Raw genomic sequence first — 26,194 nt, forward strand, 5'->3', positions numbered from 1 at the left:
GGAGTAGGTAACCTGCTGTGCAAAATCTTTTCTAAATTTATCGTGTGAATTTTCTTCAGACATCCATCGAATTTTTGAAAGGAGTCGGCCCGCAGCGCGCTGAACTTCTCAAAAGCGAATTGGACATCCACACCTATGAAGATCTGCTGAATCACTTCCCGTTTCGCTACATTGACCGTTCTCAGTATCATACCGTTGCTGAATTACCACAAGTAGACACTGCCGTACAACTGCGCGGATACATTATTGAAGTTAAGGAATCAGGGGTTGGGAAAAGAAGAAAACTAACCGCTAAGTTTGAAGACCATACAGGCATGATCGAACTGATCTGGTTCCAGGGAATCAAATGGATTTTACCCGCCCTCAAAAAAGGTGTTGAACTGCAAGTTTACGGTAAACCAAAGCTGTTTGGGAAGAGCTGGAATATTCCCCATCCGGAAGTAACCGAATTTTCAAAAGTAAAACAGGAAGTCGGGCTGCAACCGGTATATTCTACAACCGAAAAACTGACCGATAAAGGATTGCATTCCAAAGGAATTGAAAAGTTACTCAACTCATTGATTGAACAGTTACCAATACTTCCGGAAACACTTCCTGCGCAATTACTGAATCACCTCCGCCTGATGGACCGGAGAACAGCGTTGATACAGATTCATCAGCCAGCAGGAGAGGAACAGGCAATCAAAGCCCGGGGAAGGTTAAAATTTGAAGAACTGTTTTACCTCCAAATGGAATTGCTGGTCAGGAAACAACTCAGTGTCCAAAAAACAAAAGGCTTTATCTTTCCCGATGTCGGAAATCTGTTCACCGATTTTTATAACAGGGGCTTACCATTCGATCTGACAGGGGCACAAAAACGCGTTCTGAAAGAAATCCGGAAAGATTTTCTGAACGGACATCACATGAATCGTTTATTACAGGGAGATGTTGGTGCCGGAAAAACCCTTGTAGCATTGCTGACGGCATTGATGGGAATCGGCAACGGGTTCCAGGCGGCATTGATTGCTCCAACGGAGATACTGGCAACGCAGCATTTCGAAACCATCCGCGAATTATTGAAAGATTTTCCTGTTAAAACAGCATTGCTGACAGGTTCCAGTAAAACAAAAGAACGCAGAATTTTACATGAAGAATTACTGTCGGGAGAAATTCACTTGCTGATCGGAACACATGCACTGTTAGAAAATACCGTTCAATTTCAGAACCTCGGCATTGTTATTATTGATGAACAACATCGGTTTGGTGTGGCTCAACGGGCAAAAATGCGTCGAAAAAATACGACCCCGCCACATGTTCTGATCATGACGGCAACCCCGATTCCACGTACACTGGCGATGACATTCTACGGAGATCTGGACGTTTCCGTGATTGACGAACTACCACCGGGAAGAAAGCCGATTACGACTGTACATCGGATGGAAAACAGTCGTTTGCAGGTATTCGGGTTTCTGAAAGAGGAAATCAACAAAGGGCGGCAGGTTTACATTGTCTATCCTTTGATTAATGAATCGGAAACTCTGGATTTTAACAACCTGATGGATGGATATGAAGCAATCTCACGGGCTTTCCCGCTTCCGGCTTACCGTGTTAGTATGGTACACGGAAAACTGAAACCGGAAGAAAAGGAGTTTGAAATGCAACGCTTTGTAAAAGGAGAAACCCAGATCATGGTGGCCACAACGGTTATTGAAGTTGGCGTGAATGTCCCGAATGCTTCCGTAATGATCATTGAAAGCGCGGAGCGGTTCGGATTATCTCAGTTGCACCAATTACGAGGCCGCGTTGGACGGGGAGCAGAGCAATCGTACTGTATTTTAATGACCGGGAATAAACTATCCAAAGAAACAAAAAAACGGTTGGAGACGATGGTTCGTACCAATGACGGATTTGAAATTGCAGAGGTTGATCTCCAATTACGAGGTCCCGGAGATTTGCTCGGAACGCAACAGAGCGGCGCATTGAACCTAAAAATCGCTGACCTGGCAAAAGACGCACAGATTGTGGTCAGGGCACGGGAGGAAGCGCGGTCCATCCTGGAGAAAGACCCCAACCTGGAGCTTCCCGAACATGCGGTTGTCCGGACGATTCTGACAACTATTTTGAAGAAAAAACCCAATTGGGGGAAAATTGCCTGAACAAATACTGTAAAACAAGCATTCTCATAGAGGTAAAATAAAAAACCCCGGCGGAAATTTCCACCGGGGTTTTCAGTATGTCTAAATCAACTATTAGTTAGAAGACAAAGTGAATGATCTATCCAATGTTTCTTTCGTTGTTGTTGAATTGTTCCCGCTCGCATTTGTAGAAGAAGATGCTCCTGTGTATGTCAGGCTCAATGATTTCTTCTTAGACTCGCTGATCACGTATGTTTCCGTGTTTTCTCCTTCCAGGTATGTGTTTGTATACTTGTCAGTTGATGTTGTACTGTTGATGTTTTGAGTTGTTTTTACAGTTGTCTCAGAATTCAACGTACTAAATGATACACGCTCATTTTTCTTGAACTCACCAACTCCTGTCAAGAAATCCCAGTTTCCTTTATCTATTGTTGTTGTATTTGTTGTAACGATCAGGTTTGTTCCACCAATAGTTGTTGTATCAACCTCCGTGTAAGAAATTGTTCGTTCCCATGTTCCGTCTTTTTTAATGCTCCATTTAGCATCGTTCACTGTAGCTGTTTCTTTTGTTGTGTTTCCTCCTGAAACATACGTTGTTGTTTTTGTACCGTTAGCATACTCAGTCGTTTCAGTTGTTGTAACACCGCTTCCTGATGTAGAAGTAGACTTATCCGTCATAGAATCGATCGTCCAGTCAGCATCCATTTTACCTTTTGACGATTTACCACAAGAAACCATTGTACCTGCAGTCAAAGTTGCCACAGCAACAAAAAAGAATAATTTTTTCATTTTGTTCGTAATTTTCAATTAATTAGTTACTAATATTTTGAGGCAAATATACACGAAAATTTACTCTCTGTATAATTTTTAAACTTTTTAACGATTTTAATACGAAATTATTCGTACCCGTATTGGTTCATTTCCAGAAAAAATTCTTTTCCTGTACTGACGTTCGTCACATCAAAATTGGAAATATTCAGGTGTTGGTAGTGTTTCCTGACCAATCCGATGTTCTTGGCATATATTTCATGCTTTTTTCGCCATTGGATCAGGTTAAAGACATCTTCCTGAACCACTTTAATTGTTGAATCGAGCTGTATGTTATTGATCGTCATCGGCACGTGAAGGTTTTCGTAACCATAGATCAGTTCACCATTGGTATTGTATGCGTTTCCGTCCCATTCTTTGTCAGCGGTCGGTGCGAATACCAATTTTACAATGCGTTCATTTTCTTCCACCAATTCTCCTCTGTGGTCGGCAATAATGATAAACCAAACATCTGCCAGGTTCCACTCATCGGCAGGAGTCGCACGTTTATAGCGCCGGTATTTATACCCGACTCTGCCCGAATTATCGTGAACCGTATCCCCGATTACCGTTTTTAACTGGTAATGAACGGTATCTTTACTTTGATTGGACAAATGTGTAATTTCCTTTGCATCATAGATCACATAGCGTCCCTTCTCCATCCCGAAATAATCGTAGTGAAGATTGATCGTGCTCGTTTCTTTTTTACAGGAAAAGAGCAAAGTCAGACAGGTGAAAAGAAAAAGTGATCTGTGCATGCTGATACGAAAATAAAACAATTCGCTGATAAATACATTATTTTCTTGCTGAAATTAACTCATTGATTGGCTTCCCTTTTGCAGTTGGCATATCAATTTTCAGCATGTGTGCAATGGTTGCTGGAATATCGATCAACCCATATTCTGAATGTACTTCCTTTCCTTTTTCAAAATCAGGCCCCAGGGCCAGTAAACTGATATGTGTACATCCGTCACACCTGCATCCATGGCTTTCAAACCCGTTTTTTTTCCCATCCAGGTGCCGTCCGTGGTCATTTGTGATATAAATGGCCGTCTTGTCTTTCATAACCGGATCGTTCTGCACCGTTTTCCATAAGTCAAGTGCAAATCCGTCCAGTTCTTTTATTCCGGCAATGTATCGCTCCCAGTTTCCCTGGTGTGCCCATGCATCAATATCAAGCAGGTTGATAATTGTAAGCGTTGGCTTATGTTCCAGAATCAATGCTTTAAAAGTGGGAAACATATCCCGGTCATTCGGGTACCCCATTCCTGAACCTTTAATGCCGCAATATGTGGAGGGCATATAGGTGTTCCACCACTCTCTGTTCTTCGTGTTCGCCAGCATTTCCAGCTTTCCCTTACTGGTCAGAATCCATGCTTTTCGTTTGTCCTGCTTGTATTGCTTGAGGTAGTACTGAAAAATATTCGGATGTTTGGGCAATTGTTTCCCCAGGTTGGAAATCCGTTGGTAAACTCCCGTACACAACGCTGTATGTCCTGCATTTGTCAGGGTAACGCCATTGTTTCTGAAGTTGGTAAAAAACGTTCCCTCCTGTTTTAATACGGATGCCTGATTGGGAATCAAATGATGAGTGCTGTCCCCCCATGTTTCAGACCATCTTGGTCCGTCTATCACGAGAATAATATGGTGTTTTGCTTTGTACTCAACGGGAGGAAGCTCATCGGTCTCATTCCGGACAAAACCACCTGTTTCCCAAGAAACTAACAACGGAAGAATAAGGATGATGACAATTTTCCAATAATAATTTTTCATGTGTGTAAAATTAATCTTTTTTATCATGGAAGCTATTTTTTATAAGTTGTTTAACTTAATCACCGGAGCGAACTATCTTATCGTTAACTTTACCCTTGAAAAACGGAAGATTTCAACACGTGAAAAAAATAGTCACAGTCATCGGGGCACGCCCGCAAATCATTAAAGCATCTGCGATCAGCAGAGCGATTCAACATCAGTTTCAACACCAGTTGAAAGAAGTCATTGTTCATACAGGTCAACATTACGACTCCAACATGTCTGAATTGTTTTTTGACGAATTGCAAATTCCGAAACCGGCTTATAATCTGAATACCGGCAGCGGGACACACGGTGTTCAGACTGCAAAAATGCTGGAGGGACTGGAAGGTATTTTTGAACAGGAACAACCACACGCCGTATTGGTTTACGGAGACACCAATTCGACACTCGCCGGGGCATTGGCCGCTGTGAAACTTCACATCCCTGTTATCCATGTTGAGGCCGGACTGAGAAGTTTTAACAAATCCATGCCGGAAGAAATCAACCGAATCACTTCCGATCACATGAGTACCTTGTTATTCACTCCAACAACTGCGGGATTAACCAACCTGAAAGAGGAAGGTTTTTGCCTCGAATCGCATGGTCCCGTTTCTCTTGATGCTCCTGCGGTGTATCAATGCGGAGATATCATGTATGACAACAGTCTTTATTTTTCCGCTGTTTCTGATGAACGGTCAACGATTCTAAGCCGGTATGCGTTAACAAAAGAACAATTCATTCTGTGTACCATTCACCGGGATTCCAATACGGATCGCCCGGAGAACCTGATGTCGATTTTCAAAGCTTTGCTGGAAATTCAAAAACAATCCGGGCAAAAAATCATCTTGCCCCTGCATCCCCGGACAAAAACAAAACTCAATACGAACAACGAAGAGGAAGTTTATCGTGCATTCATGAACAACCCGGCGATCATCCTGATTGAACCCGTCGGATTCCTGGACGTTATCGCACTGGAAAAAAACGCATCTGTTGTGATTACAGACAGTGGAGGTTTGCAAAAAGAAGCCTATTTCTTTAAACGGCCATGTATTATTCTTCGTCCTCAAACCGAATGGATTGAAATCGTAGAAAACGGGAATGCAATCCTGGCGGATGCGGATACCGGAAAAATTGTGGATGCATTTCATTCATTGACTCAAAAAACTGATTTTTCGTTCCCGGAATTGTACGGTGATGGTAATGCCGCCCCTTTCATTTGTGAAAAAATAATAACTGATTTATAATGCTGCTCATCTACATTGATCAATTATCGGACAGGTGTATTTACACGTTTGATTTTGTTTTCAGGCAAAACGAAATTCCTTACCGGTTGACCAATGACAGCAAGTTTTTCTCCGAATTTACGGGTGCGAAATTTAACTATTCTGCGTATCCGTTTGAAGGAGTAGAACAACAGATTCCTTCGTCTTTACTGTTTGAAGAGTCAATTAAACAGCATATCGTCCAATTAGGAGACTATGCGGGTGAACCGTGTCTGTCTATTGACAAAATCGTTGATCCGTTTGCAGCAATCTTCTTCGTATTGTCGCGAATGGAAGAATATTCAACGGCAGCGGCAAAAGATGAACACAATCGCTTTTATGCGAAAAAGAGCGTTTTATTTCAATTTCATTTATTGGATAAACCAGTATGCGACCGGTGGGCACGTGCCATTATTCAGCACCTGATTGATGCGAAAGTGATTCAGCACACCTATACCCCCCGGGAATTAATCATCCGACCTACTTTCGATATTGACAATACGTACGCATACCGCTTAAAAGACGGCTATCGGCACATCCTCGCTGTTTCGAAAGACATCCTGACTGCCAATAAAGTAAGAAGAGCCGAACGAAAGGCTGTACATGCAGCTGACATGAAAGATCCGTACGATACCTTTGATTATATCCTGGAAATCGCAGAAGATCACCCGGTCAACCTGTTTTGGCTATTGGGAAATTACAAGCAGTATGACAGAAATATCCCACATTCAAACCCGGAACACCAGCATCTGATACGTAAAATGGCAGAAAAATGTACGGTAGGAATACATCCGAGTTACGCATCCAATTCGACTCCCGATCAACTGAACGAGGAAGTAAACCGTTTGAGGAAAATCCTGAATCAACCAATAAAGCATTCGCGGCAACATTTTCTGAAAATAGATATTCCTTCCACGTATCAACAACTCATCCATGCCGGAATTACAGATGATTATTCCATGGGATATGCATCGGAACCCGGATTCAGAGCAGGTACATTACGACCGTTTAACTGGTATGACCTTTCCACCAATCAACCCACAGAGTTAACAATTCATCCGTTTGTTTACATGGACGGAACCCTGTTGGAATATAAGAAATGGTCTGTTGCAGAAGCAAAAAAAGCCATTCAGAACTTATACAATGAGTCTGTACCATTCGGAGGAGATTTTTATTTCCTGTGGCACAATGAGACCATCGGCAATTATGGTAAATGGAACGGCTGGCAGGAAGTACTTGAATTTACATTGAACTTGAATCAATAACAATAAAAACAGATCCTATGAATAAAAAAATCGTTATCACAGCCGCCGCTTTACTGGCATTGGCAATCATCCTGGGAGCATTCGGAGCACATGGATTGAAAGCAATCGTTTCTCCTGAAAAAGTAGAAAGTTTTGAAACCGGTGTCAAATACCAGTTTTATTCCGCTTTCGGTCTGTTGATTCTGGGGCTCAATACCGCGAAATTTCACTTCTCATTAAAAGCCGTACATAGCCTATTACTGATCGGTACCTTCTTGTTCTCCTTTTCTATCTACTTTTTGAGTTTACAGGAGTACTGGCAGGTAAAACTGTCGTTTTTAGGTCCTGTAACACCACTTGGAGGTGTATTGATGATCGCAGCATGGATGGTATTTATAGTGAAACTGGCCGCTTCATCTGCTGAGCCGAAAAACACATTAGACTAATGTCTTTAAACGTTTTTATCGGTAATAAATAATCGTTGATTCAAATCTGCATATTTGCTAACCCGCTTAAAATAATACGCCCACAGGATGCTTCCTTTGTAGTAACCGTTTTTATTTGAGTTGTTAACCGATTTGCGGATTTCTTTTCGTTTCTTCAGTAGCGTTGAGAGGTTGGCGTACATGGAGAAATGGGAGGTTAAGACTGCCCACAGGTTTTTAAGTTCTCCTTTTACCAAAAAACGAACTCCTGCGATTCCGTCCAGGCACATCCGGGAAAATAATTTAGGAAACAACAACCCTTCATGATTTTTGACAATCATATATAAACTATTTCTGAAATTCAGGTATGTTTTTCGGGGAGACATATATGAAAGGGTTCCTCCTCCTACGTGATAGACAATTGATTTCGGTTCTACATGAAAGGAATAACCCAGCTTTTTCGCTCTCCAGCACAGATCAATTTCCTCCATGTGTGCAAAGAATGACTCGTCAAACCCACCCAATCTGTGATAGACTTCCGACCGGATTAACAACGCGGCTCCCGTTGCCCAAAACACTTCAGTTGCACCATCATATTGGTGCTCATCTGCTTCAATGCTATCAAAAATTCTTCCCCGGCAAAAAGGGAAATAATCCACGTCCAGGTATCCACCTGACGCTCCGGCATGTTCAAAATGATGTTTATTGTGGTAACTCAGCACCTTTGGTTGGCAACCGGCCACTGAATCATCTGTCATCCGTTCCAACAACGGAGAAAGCCAGTTTTCAGTTACTTCAATATCCGAATTGAGCAACAGGTAATACTTTGACTTTACGTGTTTCAGAGCGTCGTTATAACCTTTCGCAAATCCTCCGTTTTCTGTATTAACAATGATTTCTACAGCGGGGTAATTCTCCCGGACAAAATACACAGAGTCATCTGTAGAAGCATTGTCTGCCAAAATAATGCGCGCATCTCCTGAGAAAGCAGTTACAGAAGGTAAAAACTGCCTGAGATAATTACAACCGTTCCAATTTAGTATAACAATAGAAAGTTCCCTCACCGTAAAATTTTGTACAATTATACGGATTAATTACCTAATAACTGTCGCGCATTGTTACCCCATGAGTCCGGGTTGTATTCATTCGGATCATCTACGTTTCCTCTTTTAGTACTGCGGCTGTTCAATTCTGCCTGCCAACGCGGATTTTTAAGCTCTCCGATCATGTCTGAATGCAACAACCGGTAATTATTGTTAACCAGATCCGGATTGTAGAAGATGAATTTCTTGTTACTGTAGATTCCGATTTTATTATACTCCCACATCTCGTACGGATACTCAGAAGCTGAAAGTTCCCGGTCAAGCGTTCTGCTGGGCGCTCCGTATTGCAGGTATACACGTCCCCTGTCCGTTTCAAATCCGGGTTGGAAATTTGTTTTAAAGTTGGACTGCACAAACTGCACCTGTTCTTTGTATTTCATCCACGCCTCATACGGATTCATCGGATCGATGTGTTTCCAGATACCCTGAATCAGTTTGCGGGATTTCTCTTTGTCTTTCAGTTTCAATGTACTGAAAATCGTTTTTGCCTGCGCAGGACTGGAAATCGGGACCAGACTTGCTAAATAATAGCTGACACTGTCATCTGTGATCGACCCCTGGAAATGGGGATCCAGGATTAATTCAGCCGTGTTAACCACTTGTTCGGCGTCATTGCTTCGCTCAAATTCATATTGTTGAGAAGACAATTCATTTGCACTTCCATCCAAAACCGTCATATTGAGCACGTATTTACCGGTTGGCAAATTTGTTAAATCCAACGTTTTGAATACCGGTACAACAGCTGCTGTCTTGTGTTTTGTGGTACGGGTATACTCTCCTACCAACTGTTCCGTTTCACCATTAATCACTTGTTGACGAATGGCAAAAACCGAATCTTCCAGTTGCCCGGAATTGTATACTTCGAAGTAAATCGGCAATGCATTCAACTCTGTCGGATAAAATGTTGAAATCCGTGGTAAAATATCGTATCCTGATTTGGAAAAGATTGTTTCTCCGTTTGAAGGAGACGCAGACTCAGCAATCAAAATTTCGGAGATGGACAATGCATCGGTGTATTCATCTACGATAAAATCAAATGCTGTTTTTATGGATGGATTCTGTGAATTTAAATCCAACAATTCGAGGGCGCATTGGTATGTTCCGGGAGCAAGAGCAAATCGCTTGATGTCATAGAAATCATCGACAATACCATCTACCATCAAAGGAGTACTCAACCGGTATGCGTCAGTAGCCACCACTTCCCCGTTTTGTGTGATGTCAATCATCACCGCCACTTCTCCTGCCAGATCTTTCCCTTGTGGTTTGTATGCCACTGTATAACCTACATATTGAAAATGTAATTCAACGTAGTTTCCGACTTCAGGGGCTGAAAACTGCTTGGTCTGCAAATAAGCTGTCAGTCGCTTTCCTTTGCCCGTTTGCGCAGAGCTGATGAACGGAACAAATAACAAAACAACAAGTAGCTGTATAACACCATTTTTTTTCATAACTAATAATTTACCAAATAATAAAGATACAAAAAAACAGAATCTCCCTTTCCCCGGAGGTCTGCTATTTAGCAAAGCTATCCTTTCCTTGATTAAACGGCAACATTATGCCTCCGTTGTAGGAGTCCCGAAGTTCATACGTGCAACACCGTTGTGTTGTTCCACTTCCTGAATAACTCCAAACGTCTGTTCATATTTTTGAATATTTTCAGCCAGTGCCTTCATGAAACGTTTTGCATTCTGGGGAGTCATAATGATACGGGACTTCACCTTTCCTTTCGGAACACCCGGCATGAGCTGAATAAAATCGCTGACAAATTCCCCCGGGGAATGTGTAATGATTGCAAGATTTGAATAAATACCGGATGCTACATCTTCTGTCAACTCGATATTAATCTGGTTATCGTTGTGATTATTTTCCATAGTTATTGTGCTTATAAAACGTATTTTCAAATAAAATGCTAAGGTAGTGCTTTTGGATGGAAATTCCGCGTGATATGGCAATATTGTGTTTGGAAAATCGTACTTTAGCACTTGATAAAAAGTCCAGACAGACAACGCAACGGAATGACATACGAAAAAAACATATTGGTAACCGGCGGAGCAGGATTTATCGGCTCTCACGTCGTACGTTTATTGGTAAACAAATACCCTGCTTACAGAATCATCAATTTTGACAAGCTGACTTATGCCGGCAACTTAAGCAATCTCAAGGATATAGAACAGGCCACAAACTATGTTTTCGTGAAGGGAGACATCGTTTCCCGCCCGGACGTTCAGAAAGTATTCCGGGAATACCAGGTTTCAGATGTCATCCACCTTGCAGCGGAATCCCATGTTGACCGATCCATAGAAGGTCCGATGGATTTTGTGCTGACAAACGTGGAAGGAACTGTCAACCTGCTACAAGTTGCAAAAGAGAACTGGAATACGGATCCGGGGCATGTATTTCACCACGTATCTACCGACGAAGTATATGGTTCGCTGGGAGCAGAAGGACTGTTCTCGGAAACAACGGCATACGACCCGCGAAGTCCCTACTCTGCTTCTAAAGCGGCATCAGACCATTTTGTCAATGCGTTTTATCATACCTACGGGCTGCCCGTCAAACTGTCGAATTGTTCCAACAACTACGGAAGTCATCATTTTCCTGAAAAACTGATTCCGTTGATGATCAACAACATCATCCACAAAAAACCGTTGCCGGTGTATGGAAAAGGAGAGAACATACGGGATTGGCTTTGGGTAGAAGATCACGCAAAAGCCATCGATCTTATTTTTCATACAGGAGCAATTGGTCACTCGTATAACATCGGCGGGCTGAATGAATGGAAGAATATTGACCTGGTAAAATTCCTGTGCCAATTGATGGATAAAAAGTTAAACCGTAGCGAAGGGGAATCAGAACAATTGATTACCTACGTAAAAGACCGTGCCGGACATGATTTACGGTACGCCATTGATGCAACAAAACTGGAGACAGAGCTGGGCTGGAAACCTTCCATCACTTTTGAAGAAGGATTGGAAAAAACCGTAGACTGGTACCTGGAAAATCAGGACTGGGTACAGGAGGTAACTTCCGGGGAATACCAACAGTATTATAAAAACATGTACGAAGCATAAAATGGGATTATTTGATCTTTTCAAACAAAAAAAGAAATCAGTCCCGATTGATTTCAGTCGGTTGGGAGCAGATATGCACAGCCACCTGATTCCGGGAATCGACGATGGATCCCCGTCAATGGATGCCACCATTGCAATGCTTGCAAAGTTTGAATCACTGGGATATAAAAAAGTAATTACAACTCCCCATGTATACAGTGACTGTTATAAAAATACACCCGAGATCATCCTGGGAGGATTAAAAGAAGTGCAGCAAACCGCTCATCAGCTGGGACTGGACATTCGGGTGGAAGCAGCCGCTGAGTACTATTGCGATGAATACTTCGCAGCATTGATCAAAACAGGAGAACTGCTATCCATTGGCAACAAATATGTATTAATGGAGTTTCCGTTCATGTCGGAACCTGATAACTGGAGGGAATTTATTTTTGGGGTTCAGACAGCCGGTTACGTTCCGATTATCGCTCATTTTGAACGCTATGTTTATTGGCACGGTTCCGTTGAAATTGCAAAAACAATGAAAGAACTGGGAGCAAAGATACAGTTGAACATCAATTCCCTGACAGGACATTACGGGCCGGACATTAAAAAGCAAGGTGAGAAGCTAATCGACCGTCAGCTACTCGATTTCATCGCAAGCGATTGCCACCGCATTCAACACCTTTTATTGATGGAAGCAAACGCCGGACTCCCCTACCTGCACAAAGCAATCACGACGAATCAGTTGTTGAATCATACACTTTGCGAGTAATACAACATCAACCGAAACCGTCTGAACACCCCGATCGTTTTCCTGCTTTCCCGTAATTGTTTTGTACAGAAATGCAACGATTTGTAATTTTTTCGTTATACCTTTGCATTTTAAATTCTGCTCGAGATGAACACAAAAAGCACCGGTAGAGGTAAAACCTCCAGAACCGGAAAACCAAAATCAGCTGCCGGAAAACCAGCAGCAAAAGCCAAAAACCCTGTAAAAAAGTCTGCTTCAGACAATCAAAAGCTAACAGGGAAAGCGCTAAAGGCAAAGAGTAAATACGTTGATTTTAAAGACAAACAGAAAAAAGGAGACCCGCTTCCGAGTTTCAATGAAAATGCTGTCCGGCTCAATAAATACTTGTCCAATGCAGGAATTTGTTCCCGCCGTGAAGCAGATGTATTGATTGCTACGGGAGTTGTTTCTGTTAACGGAGAAATCATCACCGAACTTGGCTATAAAATCGGTCCGACCGACGTTATAAAATATGATGGCGAGACAATCCGTGCGGAAGTTAAACGCTATGTATTGCTCAACAAACCGAAAGGGTTTATCACTTCTTCGGATGATCCGTATGGACGAAAAACCGTGATGTCATTGGTCAAAAAAGCATGTAAAGAACGTGTTTACCCGATTGGTCGGCTCGATAAAGAGACAACCGGTTTGTTATTGTTTACCAATGACGGAGACATGGCAAAAAAACTGACACATCCCAAACACCGTGCATCCCAATTATTTGATGTGGAGCTCAACAAACCATTCAGTGTAGAAGACGTAGAAAAACTGTTGAAAGGAATTGACCTGGAAGACGGAACTTCGCGTTTTGAACAGGTTGAGTTTGTAAAGGGTTCTCCGCGGGAGTTAGGTGTTGAAGTAAAAGGAGGTAAAAACCAGATTGTTCGCCGTACATTTGAAGCCCTGGGGTATGAGGTCGTAAAACTGGATCGCGTTTCCTTTGCAGGGCTGACGAAGAAAGATTTACCAAGAGGCTATTACCGTCACCTGACTGAAAAAGAAGTTGCGTTTTTAAAGATGTCGTAATGAAGCATATATTAACTATTCTCTTATTGGTTGTACTCGTACTGCCTGCAGCAGGACAGAAACGAAAATACGCCAAAAAGAAAGAAGCGGATGCCAAAGGAACACTGTTCTTCTACTGGGGGTATAACCGGTCGTTTTACACTAAAAGCAACATTCAGTTCAAGGGAAGCGGATACGATTTTACGATGGCCGGTGCACGGGCTCACGACAATCCTTCTAAATTAGGATGGCATTACCTCAATCCGACATCGCTGACTGTTCCGCAATTCAATGTGAGAATCGGTTACTACATCAAAAACAATTGGGCCATTTCTGTCGGATACGATCACCTGAAATACATCTTCGCAGATCACAACCAAGTGCGGTTATCAGGTTATATCGAGCCCGGACTGGATACGGAATCCAATCTTTCCGGAAATTACGACAATGTAGATTACACCACTGACCGGACCAACTTTCACTATGAAAATTCAGACGGATTGAATTACCTGCGCGTTGAATTGACACGATCCTATCAATGGTATGAAACAAAAAGCGGATGGTTTGGATTTACAACCAATGCCGGTCTCTCCGCAGGAGCATTGTTGTCTTATAATGATTTCCGTTTTGCAGGTCAGAACGATATGCGTACCATTTCTCTTTCGGGATATGGTCTTTCGGCACATCTGGGACTTCGTTTTGAGTTTTTCCAGCACGTATTTCTGCAAGCCAACTACGGCGGTGGATTCATGCACCAGGTACATGTGAAGACACGACCGAATGATGTTTCCGCTTATGCACGGCATGCCTACGGTTTTATGGAAATGAATGCTGTAATCGGAGCGATGTTCTACATCCGCACTAAAAACAATTGTAACTCCTGCCCTACGTGGTAAGCAGGATACTTCATTAAAAAACGGAAAGTCATCCCTGAAGAAGCGATGGCTTTTTTTAGTATCAGTCAAGGTGCTGCTGTTCCTTTACATACGCTTCAGCAATTCCATGAATTCATCTTTCTTGCGAACAGAAAGCGGAATAGATTGTTTATTTTTCAGTACAATTGTATTGCCGCCGTTCGCTTTCACATAATGATCAAAATAGGCCATGTTAATCAAATGTGATTGATGGGTTCTGAAAAAGTTGTGCGGCGAGAGAATGGTATCGTATTCTTTCAGGTTGGTGGAAACAACCAGTTTCGGAGCATTGATGAAGTGAAACGTCGTGTAATTCTTATCCGATTCACAGTGAACAATATCCTGAACATGCACGGAATAAATCCGGTCAGCAGTTTTAAGAATCAGCTTTTGCAGATCTTTCGGACGTTCCATATTGGCAAACAGGTTCGCCAACTTCGCATTAAACACTTCCTGTCCCAACAATCCCTCCACCTTTTTTACCGCCTCTGTCAGCTCGTACGCGTCCAACGGCTTCATCAGGTAATCTATTGCAGAAAAGCGGAAAGCACGTACTGCGTAATCTTCATGTCCGGTGATAAAGATGACTTTGAAATTAACCGGAGAGAGTTGCTGCAGTAAATCAAAACCGGTACCATCCGGCATATCTACATCCAGGAATACCAAATCCGGGGTCAGTTCTCTGATTAACCGCACTCCTGAAGCCACGGAATCGGCCTGCCCCACAACAGTAACCGAGGGACAATGGGAGCGGATTAATGTTATGTATTCTTCACGAATCGATTCAATATCTTCAATGATAACAGCTCTAAGCATATCTCTTTTAATTTTCGTAAATATAAGGAATTTCAAACTGGACTTTCGCGCCTTTCACCTGTTGGTTCTCATCCAGGATATCAGCTGCATGGAACCTGAAATGAGCCGTCCTGGAGTAATGCGACAAGCGTTCTTTTGTAATGGACATCGCCATTGACTTGTGGTTTTCAGTTTTCCGGGACCCAGAGAATCCCGTCCCGTTGTCCGTTACTTCGAAAAACAATCTTTTATTCTTCAGAAGAAACCGCACTGAAATCTGTCCGCCCTGCTGTTTTCCTGCCAGGCCGTGTTTAATTGCATTTTCGACAAATGGTTGCGCCAGCATCGGCGGAACGAAAAAAGCATCTGTATCCATGTTTTCCGGAACAGAGATAGAAAAATCAAACATATTCCCGTACAGTAGCTGTTGTATGGATAAGTAATTTCGGAGCATTTCCGTTTCTTCGGTCAGTGAAATGTAATTTTCATCGGAACTTTCCAGCACCTGGCGTGTAAGCCGGGAAAACCTGTTCAGGTATTCTATAGCGGCTTCTTCTTTCTTTCCGTGGATCAGGCTTCGGACGTTCTGTATGGAATTAAAAATAAAATGCGGGTTCATTTGCGAACGTTTGAGCTTTTGTTCCGTCAGCAATTGTTTATTCTTCATTTTTACCCTGCGTACATTCACCCACATCACACCAAAACCGATAAAGAGCAATACCCCTACAAAACCCACTGCAAATAAAACGGTTTGCAGACGAACAACCAGCAGTTCATTTTCTTTATTCTGCATGTCCCGTTCCAGAAAGTTAGTTTTCTCGACCGATTTATCAAGGCTGTCTTTCAAATAATACTTATATTTAATCGCAGCAACGATATCCCGCACCTCTTCCCGGATAGTTGTATCCGGTTCATGGTGGTTTTTGTCATACTGAATCTCTGACAACATCATAAAAAAGGGCTTTTTAAGCGTATCCAGTTCCGATTTATTTGCGATTGCCATTCCTTCTGAGGCATATTCCTGTGCCTTTTCATAATCACGGTGGATGTTGTAGATACCGGCCATACGCAGGTAACACACCGCTTTTCCTTTTGCATACTCCAATTCCGTAGCAAGTTCTCCGGCTTTCTGCAGCATCCGAATCGCTTGTTTCGCATTGGAATGCGCTATTTTGGTAGCTGAATCGATCAGAAGATCCACTCGGGTGCTATCGTGAGAGAAATGAGATTGCTGCTTGTCCTGATGATTCCCTGCCCGGTTGGATTGTGAAAAATACACCATTGGAATCAGCGCTAAAATACCGGTCAGGAAACAGTTCAATACAGCGTTCATGCTCATTTTTAATTTTTTAGCCTCATTTGAACGTCAAAAATACACATTTATGACAGGTGCACGCATCGGAAAAGTTGTAAAAAAGCGAATATCATCCGGTACGGCACGGATTTCATTTAAATCCGGTCTAATATATATTTTCAAAATGATCTGTCTTTTATTCTTTTATTTTTGGATCAAATAAACTTCATCTTTCCCGGATGAAGAAATCCAGGACGGGAAAGACAGAGGAGTGAAAGGAAACGAAAACAGGCCATGAATTATCACGCGTTTGCACTATGAAAATGGTATTCTATAAGACCAGGAATGAACTTCTGCAAAAATACATTGAGGGGTATTATTTTATTTTTGAGGATACCGATCCGACGGTCATCCGGTATAAAACCTTTCCGAATAATTATTGTATCCTTTCTGTGTCTCAGAATGCAGATGTGCTGTATGAAGAAGGACACATCACTGTGTTTCCTTCCCCTGCAAAAAAAATATCCACCAATTTGGTCATCCGGTACTCCTATCCCATCGAAGTGGTCTATCAAAAAGTGGTTAACGAAATCACATTTTATTTCAAACCTTTGGGATTGAATCATTTTATTCCTGAATCCGATTTTTTTTTGCAGCATGAGCAGTTAATGGATTACACCGTTTCCTCAGAGTTCAATGAAAGAATGGACGAAATTTTAAACATGGGAGACCGGGAACAACAACTTGAAGCGATTGAACAATACTGGCTTTCAAAGTTACAGACGCGGGATTTCTCGCTCATAGAAAAGTTACTTTCAGACCTGGAAACCACCGATCTGAAGATAGATGAAATTGCAAAAAAACATCAATTCAGCCGGCAATATATCAATAAATTATTTCTGAAAAACATCGGTAAGACACCAACTGAATACCGGAAGATACACCGGTTTCGGAATTCACTCAAAAAAAGTGGGGACATCAAAAACCTCACGGAATTATCGCATAAAAACTTGTTTTATGACCAGTCCCATTTCAACAAAGCTTTCAAAGAATACACCGACAGCAGCCCTTCGTCATTTTTCAAAAATGTGGACACCGAAAAAGAAACAATCTGGTTGTTTATATAAAATGGTTGATTGGCGGAAAGACAACCGTTCGAAGTTTACATTTTTACAAGTTTAAATAATAGTCGCGCACTACTTTTGCAGTGACAAGCAGTACACAACGGATTATGGTCATATCATTTGAAAAAGAGACAGAGGGGGTATTGCTCGTCTGCTCAAAAAAGGGATTAAAAAAATACGTTGCAGGCACGGAGTTTAATCACCAGTTCCCGGAAGGGATTTTACCCCTTGTAAATAACGGTTCGGTCATCGCACTGACGACCGAAAGTAGTGATGAAGTCAAAGGAGAAGTCATCGACATTGCAATGAATGACTATAAAGGATATAAATTAATTGGAGAGCAGAACCTTTACATTGATGCCGATGACGAAGTATATGTTCTTTCCCATAGTGAGTTTACCGAAATATGCAGCAATCATCAGGGAGACATCGACGCCTTCAGTTTCTGGAATGAAAAAATAGTTTTAAACGACTTACGACCAGGCTGGGCCATTGTTTTTACACACTGTAAACTACGCAAAAACAGTATCTGTCTGTCAATCATTATCCAACTGGTATACACCAACAATCGGTTTCCTTATGAAGAGATCACAGCGATTCCGACCGTATAATAATAGAAAGTTAATTAATCATCATAAAAAGTAAAAACGTATGGGAATTTTCAGCGGATTATTCAAAAAGGACAAAAACCTGGTAGCACATTCAAAGGACCTGTCAATGGAGGAAATTGAAAAAATTCAATTGTCGCTCAAAGATAAAATGGACGCAGATGTATACAATTCAACATTCAACCAGGCATGCCGGCTGATTCCGAAAGGGCAATACACAGAAGCGATTACATTGTTTACCGCGATTGAAGAAAATACGACAGATGCACATGAAAAAGGAAATTGCCAGAACCAGATTGGGGTGTGTCATTTCTTCCTGGGAGATTTTGAAAAGGCGATTGAGTTTTACGCCCGGTCGTACAAAAACGGCTTTGACAAAAACATGATGGATGATAACATCTGGGAAGCATGTGAAGAATTGATGAAAGTCGATGGCGATAAAGCAAAATGGTCACAGTATTACCTGGAGTTGATTCCTGGAGGAAAGTATACCGGGAAAGCAAACAAGCATGTGTAGGCACCTGTTTTCTGATCGCATTTTTTAATCCAAAATAAACGCAATTTTAACCATCAATCTGCCTACTACTTATACATTGTGAACAACTAAAATTATCAATTATTAGCGTATGACAAATGACTATTTAAGCTCGGAAGAAGCACAGAAAATGATCGCGGAAGTGACTGAAAAAATGAACCCGTTATTGGTAGAGGGACGTACGTATTTTTCGGAAATCACCCGGGATGAACACGGAAGTTCGGGTGGAAACGTTTCGTTTTTCGAAAACGGAGCGATTCACCGGTATGGAAAAACAGGTAACTATTCCGATGACGAATTCATGGAACATGTCGGGGCAATCGAAGATACTGATTTCCGGTATTTGATCCGCTTTTTCCCGGTACATGCAAAAGTAAAGTTTACCTTCAGCAAAGGAGAGCCGATCCGAATGGAACAATACACCGTTGCCATGTTCTTAGAAGATATCAAAGAAAATATTGAAAACGATCACTACCGGCCGGAAGATAAGATTCAGAAAAAAGAATTATTGGTCAGCTTTACACAAGAAGCAGATGAGTTGGGAATGTTTATGGATACAACTGAATACTACGAAGCATCTATGCGTTCATTTGATTTCATGAGTGGCAGTAGTGATCTGGAGTCTATTTATCATCTTTTAGGCGGGAAATTAGACCGTTTTTACTTCAAGTATGAAAATGGCGTGATTGCGGCACAATCCAGTCCTGCTTTTGAAGAACACGGTTTACCTCTTCTCACCGTAACTTCTATTGAAGTAAGTCCGGAATACAGCAAACGAAAAGAAGCGTTCGAAGAAGGTCAACGCTTACGCCATGCGTTTTTCCGTTCATTGGGAACATTAGACGACCGCATTATTTATCTGAGAGTCGGAGGTTTCAGAGATCATTCCTGGCCGGAGAACAGTACGTCGCACAATTCCTGTAAGATGCGGGTGATTCACACACCGGAAACCACCATTCTCATTACGGACGGACTAACCGATATTTATACCACTCCTCACCAGGATGAGAACCTGGAATACAATGGAATCGGTGCGGAATTTTACATGGAATTTTATGGTCAGATTCCGTACGAGGTAGTGCACAAACATTTCGCGATGGCACTGGTTAACAGTGTTTCCCAAGTGGCACTTGGTCATGGTGAAATCAAACAGTTGATGCTGGCGAAACAATACGTTTCCGTTGAGTTCACAGAAGAGAACATTGAATTGTGGGTAAACAGAGAAAACCACGACAATCACAATTGCAGAAGCTTTTTAACGCCGGAAGGATTCCTGAAAGATGACTGTTTTGGCGTCATGCTGGGAATGGAATCTAAACTTGTACCGCAACGTGTACAACTCAACCTGGAAGAAGTCTTGATGATTAACATCAAACCGGTTGACAGTATGTGGCTCAAAGCATCAAAGCTCAGAAGCGAAGATGATGACGTAGCGAAAGTTGCGCGGGAAGCGATCATCAGTGAGTGGAAAGAAAAAGGCGAATGGAACCTGGTTCCGCTCACGTACCAGAAAGAATATGTTCAGGGGAATCCTGAATCGGGAGGGATGGTACTTGCTCCATTGTTTCCGTTCTAATCATTTAATAATAGGTTTCAAGTCCATTCCGATGCCGTTCGGAATGGACTTTCTACTAATAACCGGATCTGCAAACAACCTGAAAAAGAAAGAATTTGTTTCGCTCACAACCGCAACGATTCTGAAAATGGAAAAGATAGAAAAACGCATGGATATGAAGAATAAAATAGTGGTCGTTCTATTACAGTTAGCCCTGCTTCAAAGCTGTGGTTACGGGAACCCGGGAAAAGAAAACGGGAAACCTCTTCACGCCCCGGAGCAGGAGAACACAGACAACGCCCCGCTCGCTGCCTACAAACATGTTTATTCCTTTCAGGAAGGGTTTGCCATTGTGTCCGTGGATAAAAAACATGGATTCATTGATAAAAAGGGAAATAACGTTATACCTTGCAAGTACGATTACGCACATGACTTCAGCAACGGGTTTGCAAGGATTGAGCAAAAAGGAAAATATGGATTTATTGATAAATCAGGTAAGGAAATCACTCCGGCCAAATACGATTTTGCAGCTGATTTCCAACATGGAAGAGCGCTCGTAAAACTGGACGGAAAATGGGGCTTTATTGATAAAAGCGGTGCAGAAATAATTCCGGTCATTTATGATGATGCCAGTGATTTTTCAGAAGAGCTAACCACCGTAAAAGATAACGACCGATGGTTCATCATTGATACACTGAATAACCGGAAACCTGTTTCGCACAACTGTACCAGTCTCTCTTCTTTTCACGATGGATTGGCATCCATTGAAATAGCCGGGAAAAGCGGTTGTATAAATAAGCAAGGGAAAATTGTCATTCCGCCCACTTACACGTATGTGTTCTTTTTTAATGACAGTCTGGCGATGGTTGAGTTGAATGAACAACATGGATTTATCAACCGGAAAGGGAAAGTAGTCGTACCCCTACTCTACGATAATTTCCCTCATTTCAGTGATGGATTGGCGGCGGTCAGTCTAAATGACAAATACGGATTTATTGATAAAACCGGGAAGGTGGTTATTCCGATGCAATACAGCAACGTATTTAGCTTTTACGACGGCCTGGCAGGAGTCTACATTGATGGAAAAATAGGATGTATCAATAAAAAAGGTGAGTTGGTCATTCCCGCAGTGTATGACCAGATAGAAGCGGGTGAAGGCGTTATCGGAATGATTGCCGGCGAGAAAGGACAGTTTTTTGACTTGCAGGGGAACGTATTATTTCCCGAAGTATATGAGGATCTGTATGGATTTAGTGACGGAGCAGCTTTGGTGAAACAAAACGGAAACTGGTTTTTCATTGATAAACAGGGACGCAGGTTATTTTAAAAACACATATTCCATGAGCAATACCTTACTATAACATCAACACAATGAAACACTTATTAACAGCCCTTATTCTAATAGCATTTAGTCCGTTGCTAACAGCACAGACAACTGATTTTCCAACATCCTGGGAAGGGAACTGGAAAGGTGAAGTAGCCATCTTTTCTGCCAATGGCAATCACAACGTTCCAATGAGCCTTGTGATTCAACCGATCGATTCGGTTCGGTGGTCCTGGACGCTGCATTATGAAGCACCTCATCAAAGTCCGAGAAAATATGAACTCATAAAAGGTAAATCCGGTTGGAACATTGACGAGAAAAACGGAATTGTTTTACCACAACAGTTCATCGGGAATCGGTTGGCAAGTAGTTTTTCCGTAGAAGGGAATCTGCTTATCTGCTATTACTGGCTGGAAGGCGATGTGCTGTATATGGAGCTACACGCGATTGCACTGGAACACGGCAGCAAAACCGGGACAAATGCAGAAGAAGCAATTGAAGTTGGCAACCATCTGATCGGGTCGTTGCAACAGGCAAAACTGCACTGAAAATAAAACGAAGAAACTTGAATAATAAACATAAACTTTTAAGACATGAAAAAAACAGCACTTCTGATCATCGCTTTAGTAAGCACTGTATGTGCTCAGGCGCAAACCATTGAATCCAGTACCCGTAGTACAACCGGACGTATAAAAAGTGACGGAACCATTGAAAATAGCAGCGGTTCTACCATTGGTTATATTAAAAACGACGGAATCATTGAGAATAGCCATCATTCCACGATCGGTTACATTAAAAGCGACGGAACAATTGAAAATAGTCATCGCTCCACTGTCGGTTATGTAAAGCAGGACGGAACGGTCGAAAACAGCAGTCGAAGTACGCTGGGTTATGTGAAAGATGACGGAACGGTAGAAAGTTCCAGTCGAAGTACAATTGGCTATGCCAGAGGTGTTAAGAAAGAATGGGCGGCGGTTGTTTTCTTCTTTTTTAAATTTTAACGCACTCCAGATAAAAACATCAAAGATCAGTATTCAAAAATGAAATACTATTTCATCCCCTTGATGTTGATTGTAATGAGTTGTAATAAACCCATAAAGGATAAATTCAGAGCAACCCTTATTGGATATCAGAAAGAGTTTCCTATTCCCGAAGGTGCAAAAGAAAGCGGCTCCGGCAGAATGTATATCTATCAGGTTCATTTTAGTAAACACAATGAGGATACCGTATTTGCTGTAAACAGAACCTATTCTAAAATTGAAAATGGTTTGTATGAAGGTCAAAAAATACACCGTGACAGAGAACTGAAGTCTTTGGTAATAACAGATATTTTCAACGTCAGCGGAGATCTGACGGATGCAGAAGTCAAAAGCCAACATGCTTCTTTTTGGGATACCGGCAGTGGCGAGGATGAACAACATACTCCCATCTATTGGTATAAAGTAAAGGACAACAACATCTATTTTTTGGAAAAGGACACAACATATACGGAAAAAATATTTCGATTTAAAGAGCAATAATGCGCAACCATTATAGCTTAAAATTTGCCGTGGACACTACTGATTACCATGCGGAAAGCACCATAAATCAAACAGTATGAAACAGGCATTTAATTCAAAATAAAAAATGAAAACAGCGGTATTATTAGTCATACTCCTTCAGTTATTCTGTTCCTGTAACGGGCAAGAAAATAAAATTTCTGCAACCACATATACACAGAAATTGGAATATGGGCTTCATGGAGCAGTAAAAGAAGTAACAGGTTATATCCATACGATAGAAAATGGAAAAATTCCAACAGATACCGCTGATTACGCAGGAAAAACATCCATGACGTTTGATCACTCAGGTAATATGCTGGCAATGCATCGCTTGTGGAAATCAGATACAACAGGAAATCGCAAAAGAAGCAAAACAGAGTTTAAACTCCTGTTTTCCGGAAAAGGAAAAGATATATCCTTCAAAGAAATATACCGTTTTGGGGACGGAGATGTAGAGGAAGGAAATTACAGCTACGTTTGGTCAGACGATTATAATTACACAATTGTTTCATCCGGGAAAAGTGCTTATAGAAGCGTTATTACACTGGATCAAAATTATCGGTTAATCAAAAGCGTCTTCATGAAAGGTGATAGTATCCAAGTGACCGAAGAGCTGGATTTTATGTGCAACAACAATAAAATTCAGGAAAAAAGAACCAAAACGACTGAGAATAGAAATGGGGGAATGGAAGTGTCTTATCAACTGCAAGTAACACAGGAATATGACCGGTACGGAAACCCGACTGTCATCTATGGATACGACGATCTTGAAAAGGAACGGCTCAGAGAAGTTTATTACAAAGTATATACATACTACGAATAGCCAGAAAATTATTTGACCGGAATGAGAGTATCAAAAACGAACGCAAGGTATCCATTCAGTGAGCAATTAAAATCAATCAAAAGATGCAATCAATCAAACAATTTATAGAACAATTTATAACGGCAGAATATGATTTCAGTTGTGCAGAATATTCAATGGAAATAACGGATGAAGCATGTCAGAAAATTGCCGCTAAAGTAAATGCACTGATCTATTATTTACAATACGAACGAGTAGCTTCCATTGCAGAGAGAAAAGGAGACGAGCAATGGGAACAGCGGTGTAAAATGAAAGTAGAGAAAATTATTCCCCGCACTTTATTCCAGATCAAGCACTACGAAAATCCCGTATTGGGAGATGCTTTAAAACGTATCGTTACAGGAAAAGACATATATGGTTGTTATGTCAGCTATCCCTATAAAGGCGGAAGAGATTTGTACTTCTCCTCCATTTTTTATGTTTCCGAAACCAACGAAGGACTGAAAATCATTTATAAAAAGAGCTTTAATTCCGATGCAGGAACCTGGTACCACCCGGTGGATTTAGACACGGTTACAGTGATCGATGAAGGACAACTCATAGCGGTAGAAAAATACCTGGCTCCAGAAGAAGCAACAAGTCTGGAGGATTATAATAAAGAATGAAAAACGATGAGCACAAAAAAGTCGGCATTAAAATCATTGACTCAATGAAGGAAATTTTAAATAAATGCCGGAAGTGATTTGCCCTTGCGAAAGGAATCGTTCATGAAACAAAAGTAATGTTAAAATATAATGGAAAATTTCAACAAATTGCCGGACTCAAAAGACAAGCATCAACAGTCCAACCAGGAAACGGATCTGACCGAACATGAAAAAAGACAGGAAGAATTGAATAAAAGATTATCGTCGATATTCCCGTATTTCAAACAAGTAATGTCTTCTGATAACCGTTCAAAATCGAAGCCTTTACCGGAAGATCTTTCTACAATTGATCAACAAAAAAGTATTCAGTATCCGGACTGAATCTTATCAATGAACTGAAAATGCCGGAAAATAAGCAGCAGGAGCTGACTATTTATTTAGAAAAGATAAGCAATTTATAAAAACAACAGACGCATGAACTATCCTGTACCCTATCGAAAAATGGACAAATGGGGATTTTCAGATACTGAGAAGATACTACTCATTGACTGCATTTATGATGATGTCATCTCTCCGTTCAGCAAGGAAAATTTTGATCTCGCTCTTGTGAAAATTGCCGGCAAATGCTGTTGGATCAACACAAATGGAACGCAGGTATCTCCCCTTGCAGACAACGTATTCCCATTTACCAAAAATGAAATATCGGTAGTAATTATTGATGAGAAAAATGCGAAAGAAAAACAATCAACGGAGAATTGTCTATTCATTAATCGCTTTGGCGAAAGTGTCTTTAAATTAGCGGCAATAATGGCGGATGGCTTTCGAAATGACATGTGTATTGTTTATTTTCCCAACCATAAATATGGCGCTGTAAACCCAAAAGGGGAAATTATTGCAGCGCCAAAATTTGACAATTTTGAAGCTGTTTTTGACGCAATAGGACGTCCTTATTTTTCTGACAGAAATGAAACGCCTGAGGAAAATCAGGAATTGATAAAATTTGAACAAAACAGGTACTTTGGTTTCAAAGACGGGAATGACAATGTGGTTTTTAAAGCCCGGTATTTTTCTGCCAGCACGTTTCATGAAGGAACAGCTATGGTTGCTATCAATTCCAAGGCATTTTATCACATTGATAGCAGCGGAAAAAGGCTCTATACTAAAGAATACTATTTCGGATTTAACTACAAATACGGTATTGCAAAAGTAGTAACCGATATGCCGGACGTTGACCCGTTTGTCCATGAGCGCTGGGGTGTGGACTACTATATTCCGGGAAACGCCCGATGGGGATATATTGATAAAAAAGGACAAGAATTTTGGGAAGATCAATAGGTTATGGAAACAGTAAAACAATGGATAAAACAGTTTAATCAGACGGAATAGCAATGTACAACTGGCAATTAAAACGATGACAATAGGAAGTAGTATATTTTTGACACAATTGGGACTTGGATTTATTGA

At 41.4% G+C, this 26,194-nt stretch carries 28 protein-coding genes; 20 read left to right on the forward strand and 8 right to left on the reverse strand.

The window, feature by feature from the left end; translation table 11 throughout:
• Positions 1-44: 44 nt before the first annotated feature.
• Entirely contained in the window at positions 45-2,135 is a 2,091-nt protein-coding gene (recG, locus tag H9Y05_RS00155) for an ATP-dependent DNA helicase RecG (RefSeq protein WP_216713167.1), read from the forward strand.
• Positions 2,136-2,228: 93 nt separating this feature from the next.
• On the opposite strand, the gene H9Y05_RS00160 is transcribed toward recG, so the two are convergent.
• The 3 genes from H9Y05_RS00160 to H9Y05_RS00170 all read right to left on the reverse strand — a co-directional run bounded on the left by H9Y05_RS00160 (position 2,229) and on the right by H9Y05_RS00170 (position 4,694).
• A complete protein-coding gene (locus H9Y05_RS00160) occupies positions 2,229-2,903 on the reverse strand; it encodes a hypothetical protein (protein ID WP_216713168.1) in 675 nt (224 codons plus the stop codon).
• A gap of 107 nt (positions 2,904-3,010) precedes the next feature.
• Positions 3,011-3,679 (reverse strand): hypothetical protein, encoded by a 669-nt coding sequence (locus H9Y05_RS00165; protein WP_163492557.1) that lies wholly within the window; start codon positions 3,677-3,679, stop codon positions 3,011-3,013.
• 37 nt (positions 3,680-3,716) lie between these two features.
• Complete coding sequence (locus tag H9Y05_RS00170) at positions 3,717-4,694, reverse strand: sulfatase-like hydrolase/transferase (RefSeq protein ID WP_216713169.1); 978 nt, start codon at positions 4,692-4,694, stop codon at positions 3,717-3,719.
• A gap of 119 nt (positions 4,695-4,813) precedes the next feature.
• Between H9Y05_RS00170 and wecB the strand changes: the two genes are divergently transcribed.
• From wecB to H9Y05_RS00185, 3 genes are read left to right on the forward strand one after another with little or no spacing between them, the layout of a single operon-like run.
• The gene (gene wecB / locus H9Y05_RS00175; protein WP_216713170.1) at positions 4,814-5,959 is read left to right on the forward strand and encodes a non-hydrolyzing UDP-N-acetylglucosamine 2-epimerase; all 1,146 of its coding nucleotides are present in this window, start codon (positions 4,814-4,816) and stop codon (positions 5,957-5,959) included.
• Positions 5,959-7,242 (forward strand): polysaccharide deacetylase family protein, encoded by a 1,284-nt coding sequence (locus tag H9Y05_RS00180; RefSeq protein ID WP_216713171.1) that lies wholly within the window; start codon positions 5,959-5,961, stop codon positions 7,240-7,242. Before wecB ends, H9Y05_RS00180 begins: the two co-directional genes overlap by 1 nt.
• A 17-nt stretch (positions 7,243-7,259) precedes the next feature.
• Complete coding sequence (locus H9Y05_RS00185) at positions 7,260-7,667, forward strand: DUF423 domain-containing protein (RefSeq protein ID WP_216713172.1); 408 nt, start codon at positions 7,260-7,262, stop codon at positions 7,665-7,667.
• Positions 7,668-7,672: 5 nt separating this feature from the next.
• Here the strand turns inward: H9Y05_RS00185 and H9Y05_RS00190 are convergent, their stop codons facing one another.
• The 3 genes from H9Y05_RS00190 to H9Y05_RS00200 all read right to left on the reverse strand — a co-directional run bounded on the left by H9Y05_RS00190 (position 7,673) and on the right by H9Y05_RS00200 (position 10,620).
• A complete protein-coding gene (locus H9Y05_RS00190; RefSeq protein ID WP_163492562.1) occupies positions 7,673-8,710 on the reverse strand; it encodes a glycosyltransferase family 2 protein in 1,038 nt (345 codons plus the stop codon).
• Between the two features lie 26 nt (positions 8,711-8,736).
• Positions 8,737-10,197 (reverse strand): GWxTD domain-containing protein, encoded by a 1,461-nt coding sequence (locus tag H9Y05_RS00195; protein WP_216713173.1) that lies wholly within the window; start codon positions 10,195-10,197, stop codon positions 8,737-8,739.
• A 105-nt stretch (positions 10,198-10,302) separates the two neighbouring features.
• Complete coding sequence (locus H9Y05_RS00200) at positions 10,303-10,620, reverse strand: DUF3467 domain-containing protein (protein ID WP_163492564.1); 318 nt, start codon at positions 10,618-10,620, stop codon at positions 10,303-10,305.
• 144 nt (positions 10,621-10,764) lie between these two features.
• Here H9Y05_RS00200 and rfbB point away from each other — a divergent pair, with 144 nt between their 5' ends.
• From rfbB to H9Y05_RS00220, 4 genes are all read left to right on the forward strand, one after another.
• Positions 10,765-11,820 (forward strand): dTDP-glucose 4,6-dehydratase, encoded by a 1,056-nt coding sequence (rfbB, locus tag H9Y05_RS00205; protein WP_163492565.1) that lies wholly within the window; start codon positions 10,765-10,767, stop codon positions 11,818-11,820.
• A 1-nt stretch (position 11,821) separates the two neighbouring features.
• Positions 11,822-12,571 (forward strand): tyrosine-protein phosphatase, encoded by a 750-nt coding sequence (locus tag H9Y05_RS00210; RefSeq protein WP_163492566.1) that lies wholly within the window; start codon positions 11,822-11,824, stop codon positions 12,569-12,571.
• Between the two features lie 126 nt (positions 12,572-12,697).
• Positions 12,698-13,615 carry a pseudouridine synthase gene (locus H9Y05_RS00215; RefSeq protein WP_163492567.1) on the forward strand — a complete coding sequence of 306 codons (918 nt, stop codon included), beginning with the start codon at positions 12,698-12,700 and terminating at the stop codon, positions 13,613-13,615.
• Positions 13,615-14,490: a hypothetical protein gene (locus H9Y05_RS00220; protein WP_163492568.1), complete on the forward strand. Its 876-nt coding sequence runs from the start codon at positions 13,615-13,617 to the stop codon at positions 14,488-14,490. The genes H9Y05_RS00215 and H9Y05_RS00220 overlap by 1 nt, the downstream gene beginning before the upstream one ends.
• A gap of 84 nt (positions 14,491-14,574) precedes the next feature.
• On the opposite strand, the gene H9Y05_RS00225 is transcribed toward H9Y05_RS00220, so the two are convergent.
• Entirely contained in the window at positions 14,575-15,324 is a 750-nt protein-coding gene (locus H9Y05_RS00225; RefSeq protein ID WP_216713174.1) for a LytR/AlgR family response regulator transcription factor, read from the reverse strand.
• Between the two features lie 7 nt (positions 15,325-15,331).
• The gene (locus H9Y05_RS00230) at positions 15,332-16,642 is read right to left on the reverse strand and encodes a sensor histidine kinase (RefSeq protein ID WP_216713175.1); all 1,311 of its coding nucleotides are present in this window, start codon (positions 16,640-16,642) and stop codon (positions 15,332-15,334) included.
• 272 nt (positions 16,643-16,914) lie between these two features.
• Between H9Y05_RS00230 and H9Y05_RS00235 the strand changes: the two genes are divergently transcribed.
• From H9Y05_RS00235 to H9Y05_RS00290, 12 genes are all read left to right on the forward strand, one after another.
• The gene (locus tag H9Y05_RS00235) at positions 16,915-17,724 is read left to right on the forward strand and encodes a helix-turn-helix domain-containing protein (RefSeq protein ID WP_163492571.1); all 810 of its coding nucleotides are present in this window, start codon (positions 16,915-16,917) and stop codon (positions 17,722-17,724) included.
• A gap of 104 nt (positions 17,725-17,828) precedes the next feature.
• Entirely contained in the window at positions 17,829-18,332 is a 504-nt protein-coding gene (locus H9Y05_RS00240) for a hypothetical protein (RefSeq protein ID WP_216713176.1), read from the forward strand.
• Positions 18,333-18,372: 40 nt separating this feature from the next.
• Positions 18,373-18,846: a tetratricopeptide repeat protein gene (locus tag H9Y05_RS00245; protein WP_163492573.1), complete on the forward strand. Its 474-nt coding sequence runs from the start codon at positions 18,373-18,375 to the stop codon at positions 18,844-18,846.
• A gap of 109 nt (positions 18,847-18,955) precedes the next feature.
• The gene (locus H9Y05_RS00250; RefSeq protein ID WP_163492574.1) at positions 18,956-20,440 is read left to right on the forward strand and encodes a hypothetical protein; all 1,485 of its coding nucleotides are present in this window, start codon (positions 18,956-18,958) and stop codon (positions 20,438-20,440) included.
• 43 nt (positions 20,441-20,483) lie between these two features.
• On the forward strand, positions 20,484-21,746 hold the full coding sequence (locus H9Y05_RS00255; RefSeq protein WP_216713177.1) for a WG repeat-containing protein: 1,263 nt from the start codon (positions 20,484-20,486) through the stop codon (positions 21,744-21,746).
• 44 nt (positions 21,747-21,790) lie between these two features.
• The gene (locus H9Y05_RS00260; RefSeq protein WP_216713178.1) at positions 21,791-22,291 is read left to right on the forward strand and encodes a hypothetical protein; all 501 of its coding nucleotides are present in this window, start codon (positions 21,791-21,793) and stop codon (positions 22,289-22,291) included.
• A 45-nt stretch (positions 22,292-22,336) separates the two neighbouring features.
• Complete coding sequence (locus tag H9Y05_RS00265; protein ID WP_216713179.1) at positions 22,337-22,744, forward strand: 5-fold beta-flower protein; 408 nt, start codon at positions 22,337-22,339, stop codon at positions 22,742-22,744.
• Positions 22,745-22,783: 39 nt separating this feature from the next.
• A complete protein-coding gene (locus tag H9Y05_RS00270) occupies positions 22,784-23,263 on the forward strand; it encodes a hypothetical protein (RefSeq protein ID WP_216713180.1) in 480 nt (159 codons plus the stop codon).
• A gap of 106 nt (positions 23,264-23,369) precedes the next feature.
• The gene (locus tag H9Y05_RS00275; RefSeq protein ID WP_216713181.1) at positions 23,370-24,107 is read left to right on the forward strand and encodes a hypothetical protein; all 738 of its coding nucleotides are present in this window, start codon (positions 23,370-23,372) and stop codon (positions 24,105-24,107) included.
• An 83-nt stretch (positions 24,108-24,190) separates the two neighbouring features.
• Positions 24,191-24,751: an FANCI/FANCD2 family protein gene (locus H9Y05_RS00280; protein WP_216713182.1), complete on the forward strand. Its 561-nt coding sequence runs from the start codon at positions 24,191-24,193 to the stop codon at positions 24,749-24,751.
• A 129-nt stretch (positions 24,752-24,880) separates the two neighbouring features.
• Positions 24,881-25,111 carry a hypothetical protein gene (locus tag H9Y05_RS00285; protein WP_216713183.1) on the forward strand — a complete coding sequence of 77 codons (231 nt, stop codon included), beginning with the start codon at positions 24,881-24,883 and terminating at the stop codon, positions 25,109-25,111.
• A gap of 93 nt (positions 25,112-25,204) precedes the next feature.
• Positions 25,205-26,065, forward strand: coding sequence for a WG repeat-containing protein (locus H9Y05_RS00290; RefSeq protein WP_216713184.1), 861 nt, complete (start codon positions 25,205-25,207; stop codon positions 26,063-26,065).
• Positions 26,066-26,194: the final 129 nt, after the last annotated feature.

The organism is Taishania pollutisoli (genome assembly GCF_014518315.1).
GTDB lineage: Bacteria > Bacteroidota > Bacteroidia > Flavobacteriales_D > Crocinitomicaceae > Taishania > Taishania pollutisoli.

Excerpts from the sequence above, each read along its gene's own strand:
- H9Y05_RS00160 (WP_216713168.1), bottom strand. The coding sequence starts at position 2,903 with ATGAAAAAATTATTCTTTTTTGTTGCTGTGGCAACTTTGACTGCAGGT.
- H9Y05_RS00165 (WP_163492557.1), bottom strand. The coding sequence starts at position 3,679 with ATGCACAGATCACTTTTTCTTTTCACCTGTCTGACTTTGCTCTTTTCC.
- H9Y05_RS00170 (WP_216713169.1), bottom strand. The coding sequence starts at position 4,694 with ATGAAAAATTATTATTGGAAAATTGTCATCATCCTTATTCTTCCGTTG.
- H9Y05_RS00180 (WP_216713171.1), top strand. The coding sequence starts at position 5,959 with ATGCTGCTCATCTACATTGATCAATTATCGGACAGGTGTATTTACACG.
- H9Y05_RS00185 (WP_216713172.1), top strand. The coding sequence starts at position 7,260 with ATGAATAAAAAAATCGTTATCACAGCCGCCGCTTTACTGGCATTGGCA.
- H9Y05_RS00195 (WP_216713173.1), bottom strand. The coding sequence starts at position 10,197 with ATGAAAAAAAATGGTGTTATACAGCTACTTGTTGTTTTGTTATTTGTT.
- H9Y05_RS00200 (WP_163492564.1), bottom strand. The coding sequence starts at position 10,620 with ATGGAAAATAATCACAACGATAACCAGATTAATATCGAGTTGACAGAA.
- rfbB (WP_163492565.1), top strand. The coding sequence starts at position 10,765 with ATGACATACGAAAAAAACATATTGGTAACCGGCGGAGCAGGATTTATC.
- H9Y05_RS00210 (WP_163492566.1), top strand. The coding sequence starts at position 11,822 with ATGGGATTATTTGATCTTTTCAAACAAAAAAAGAAATCAGTCCCGATT.
- H9Y05_RS00215 (WP_163492567.1), top strand. The coding sequence starts at position 12,698 with ATGAACACAAAAAGCACCGGTAGAGGTAAAACCTCCAGAACCGGAAAA.
- H9Y05_RS00220 (WP_163492568.1), top strand. The coding sequence starts at position 13,615 with ATGAAGCATATATTAACTATTCTCTTATTGGTTGTACTCGTACTGCCT.
- H9Y05_RS00225 (WP_216713174.1), bottom strand. The coding sequence starts at position 15,324 with ATGCTTAGAGCTGTTATCATTGAAGATATTGAATCGATTCGTGAAGAA.
- H9Y05_RS00230 (WP_216713175.1), bottom strand. The coding sequence starts at position 16,642 with ATGAGCATGAACGCTGTATTGAACTGTTTCCTGACCGGTATTTTAGCG.
- H9Y05_RS00235 (WP_163492571.1), top strand. The coding sequence starts at position 16,915 with ATGAAAATGGTATTCTATAAGACCAGGAATGAACTTCTGCAAAAATAC.
- H9Y05_RS00240 (WP_216713176.1), top strand. The coding sequence starts at position 17,829 with ATGGTCATATCATTTGAAAAAGAGACAGAGGGGGTATTGCTCGTCTGC.
- H9Y05_RS00245 (WP_163492573.1), top strand. The coding sequence starts at position 18,373 with ATGGGAATTTTCAGCGGATTATTCAAAAAGGACAAAAACCTGGTAGCA.
- H9Y05_RS00250 (WP_163492574.1), top strand. The coding sequence starts at position 18,956 with ATGACAAATGACTATTTAAGCTCGGAAGAAGCACAGAAAATGATCGCG.
- H9Y05_RS00255 (WP_216713177.1), top strand. The coding sequence starts at position 20,484 with ATGGACTTTCTACTAATAACCGGATCTGCAAACAACCTGAAAAAGAAA.
- H9Y05_RS00260 (WP_216713178.1), top strand. The coding sequence starts at position 21,791 with ATGAAACACTTATTAACAGCCCTTATTCTAATAGCATTTAGTCCGTTG.
- H9Y05_RS00265 (WP_216713179.1), top strand. The coding sequence starts at position 22,337 with ATGAAAAAAACAGCACTTCTGATCATCGCTTTAGTAAGCACTGTATGT.
- H9Y05_RS00270 (WP_216713180.1), top strand. The coding sequence starts at position 22,784 with ATGAAATACTATTTCATCCCCTTGATGTTGATTGTAATGAGTTGTAAT.
- H9Y05_RS00275 (WP_216713181.1), top strand. The coding sequence starts at position 23,370 with ATGAAAACAGCGGTATTATTAGTCATACTCCTTCAGTTATTCTGTTCC.
- H9Y05_RS00280 (WP_216713182.1), top strand. The coding sequence starts at position 24,191 with ATGCAATCAATCAAACAATTTATAGAACAATTTATAACGGCAGAATAT.
- H9Y05_RS00285 (WP_216713183.1), top strand. The coding sequence starts at position 24,881 with ATGGAAAATTTCAACAAATTGCCGGACTCAAAAGACAAGCATCAACAG.
- H9Y05_RS00290 (WP_216713184.1), top strand. The coding sequence starts at position 25,205 with ATGAACTATCCTGTACCCTATCGAAAAATGGACAAATGGGGATTTTCA.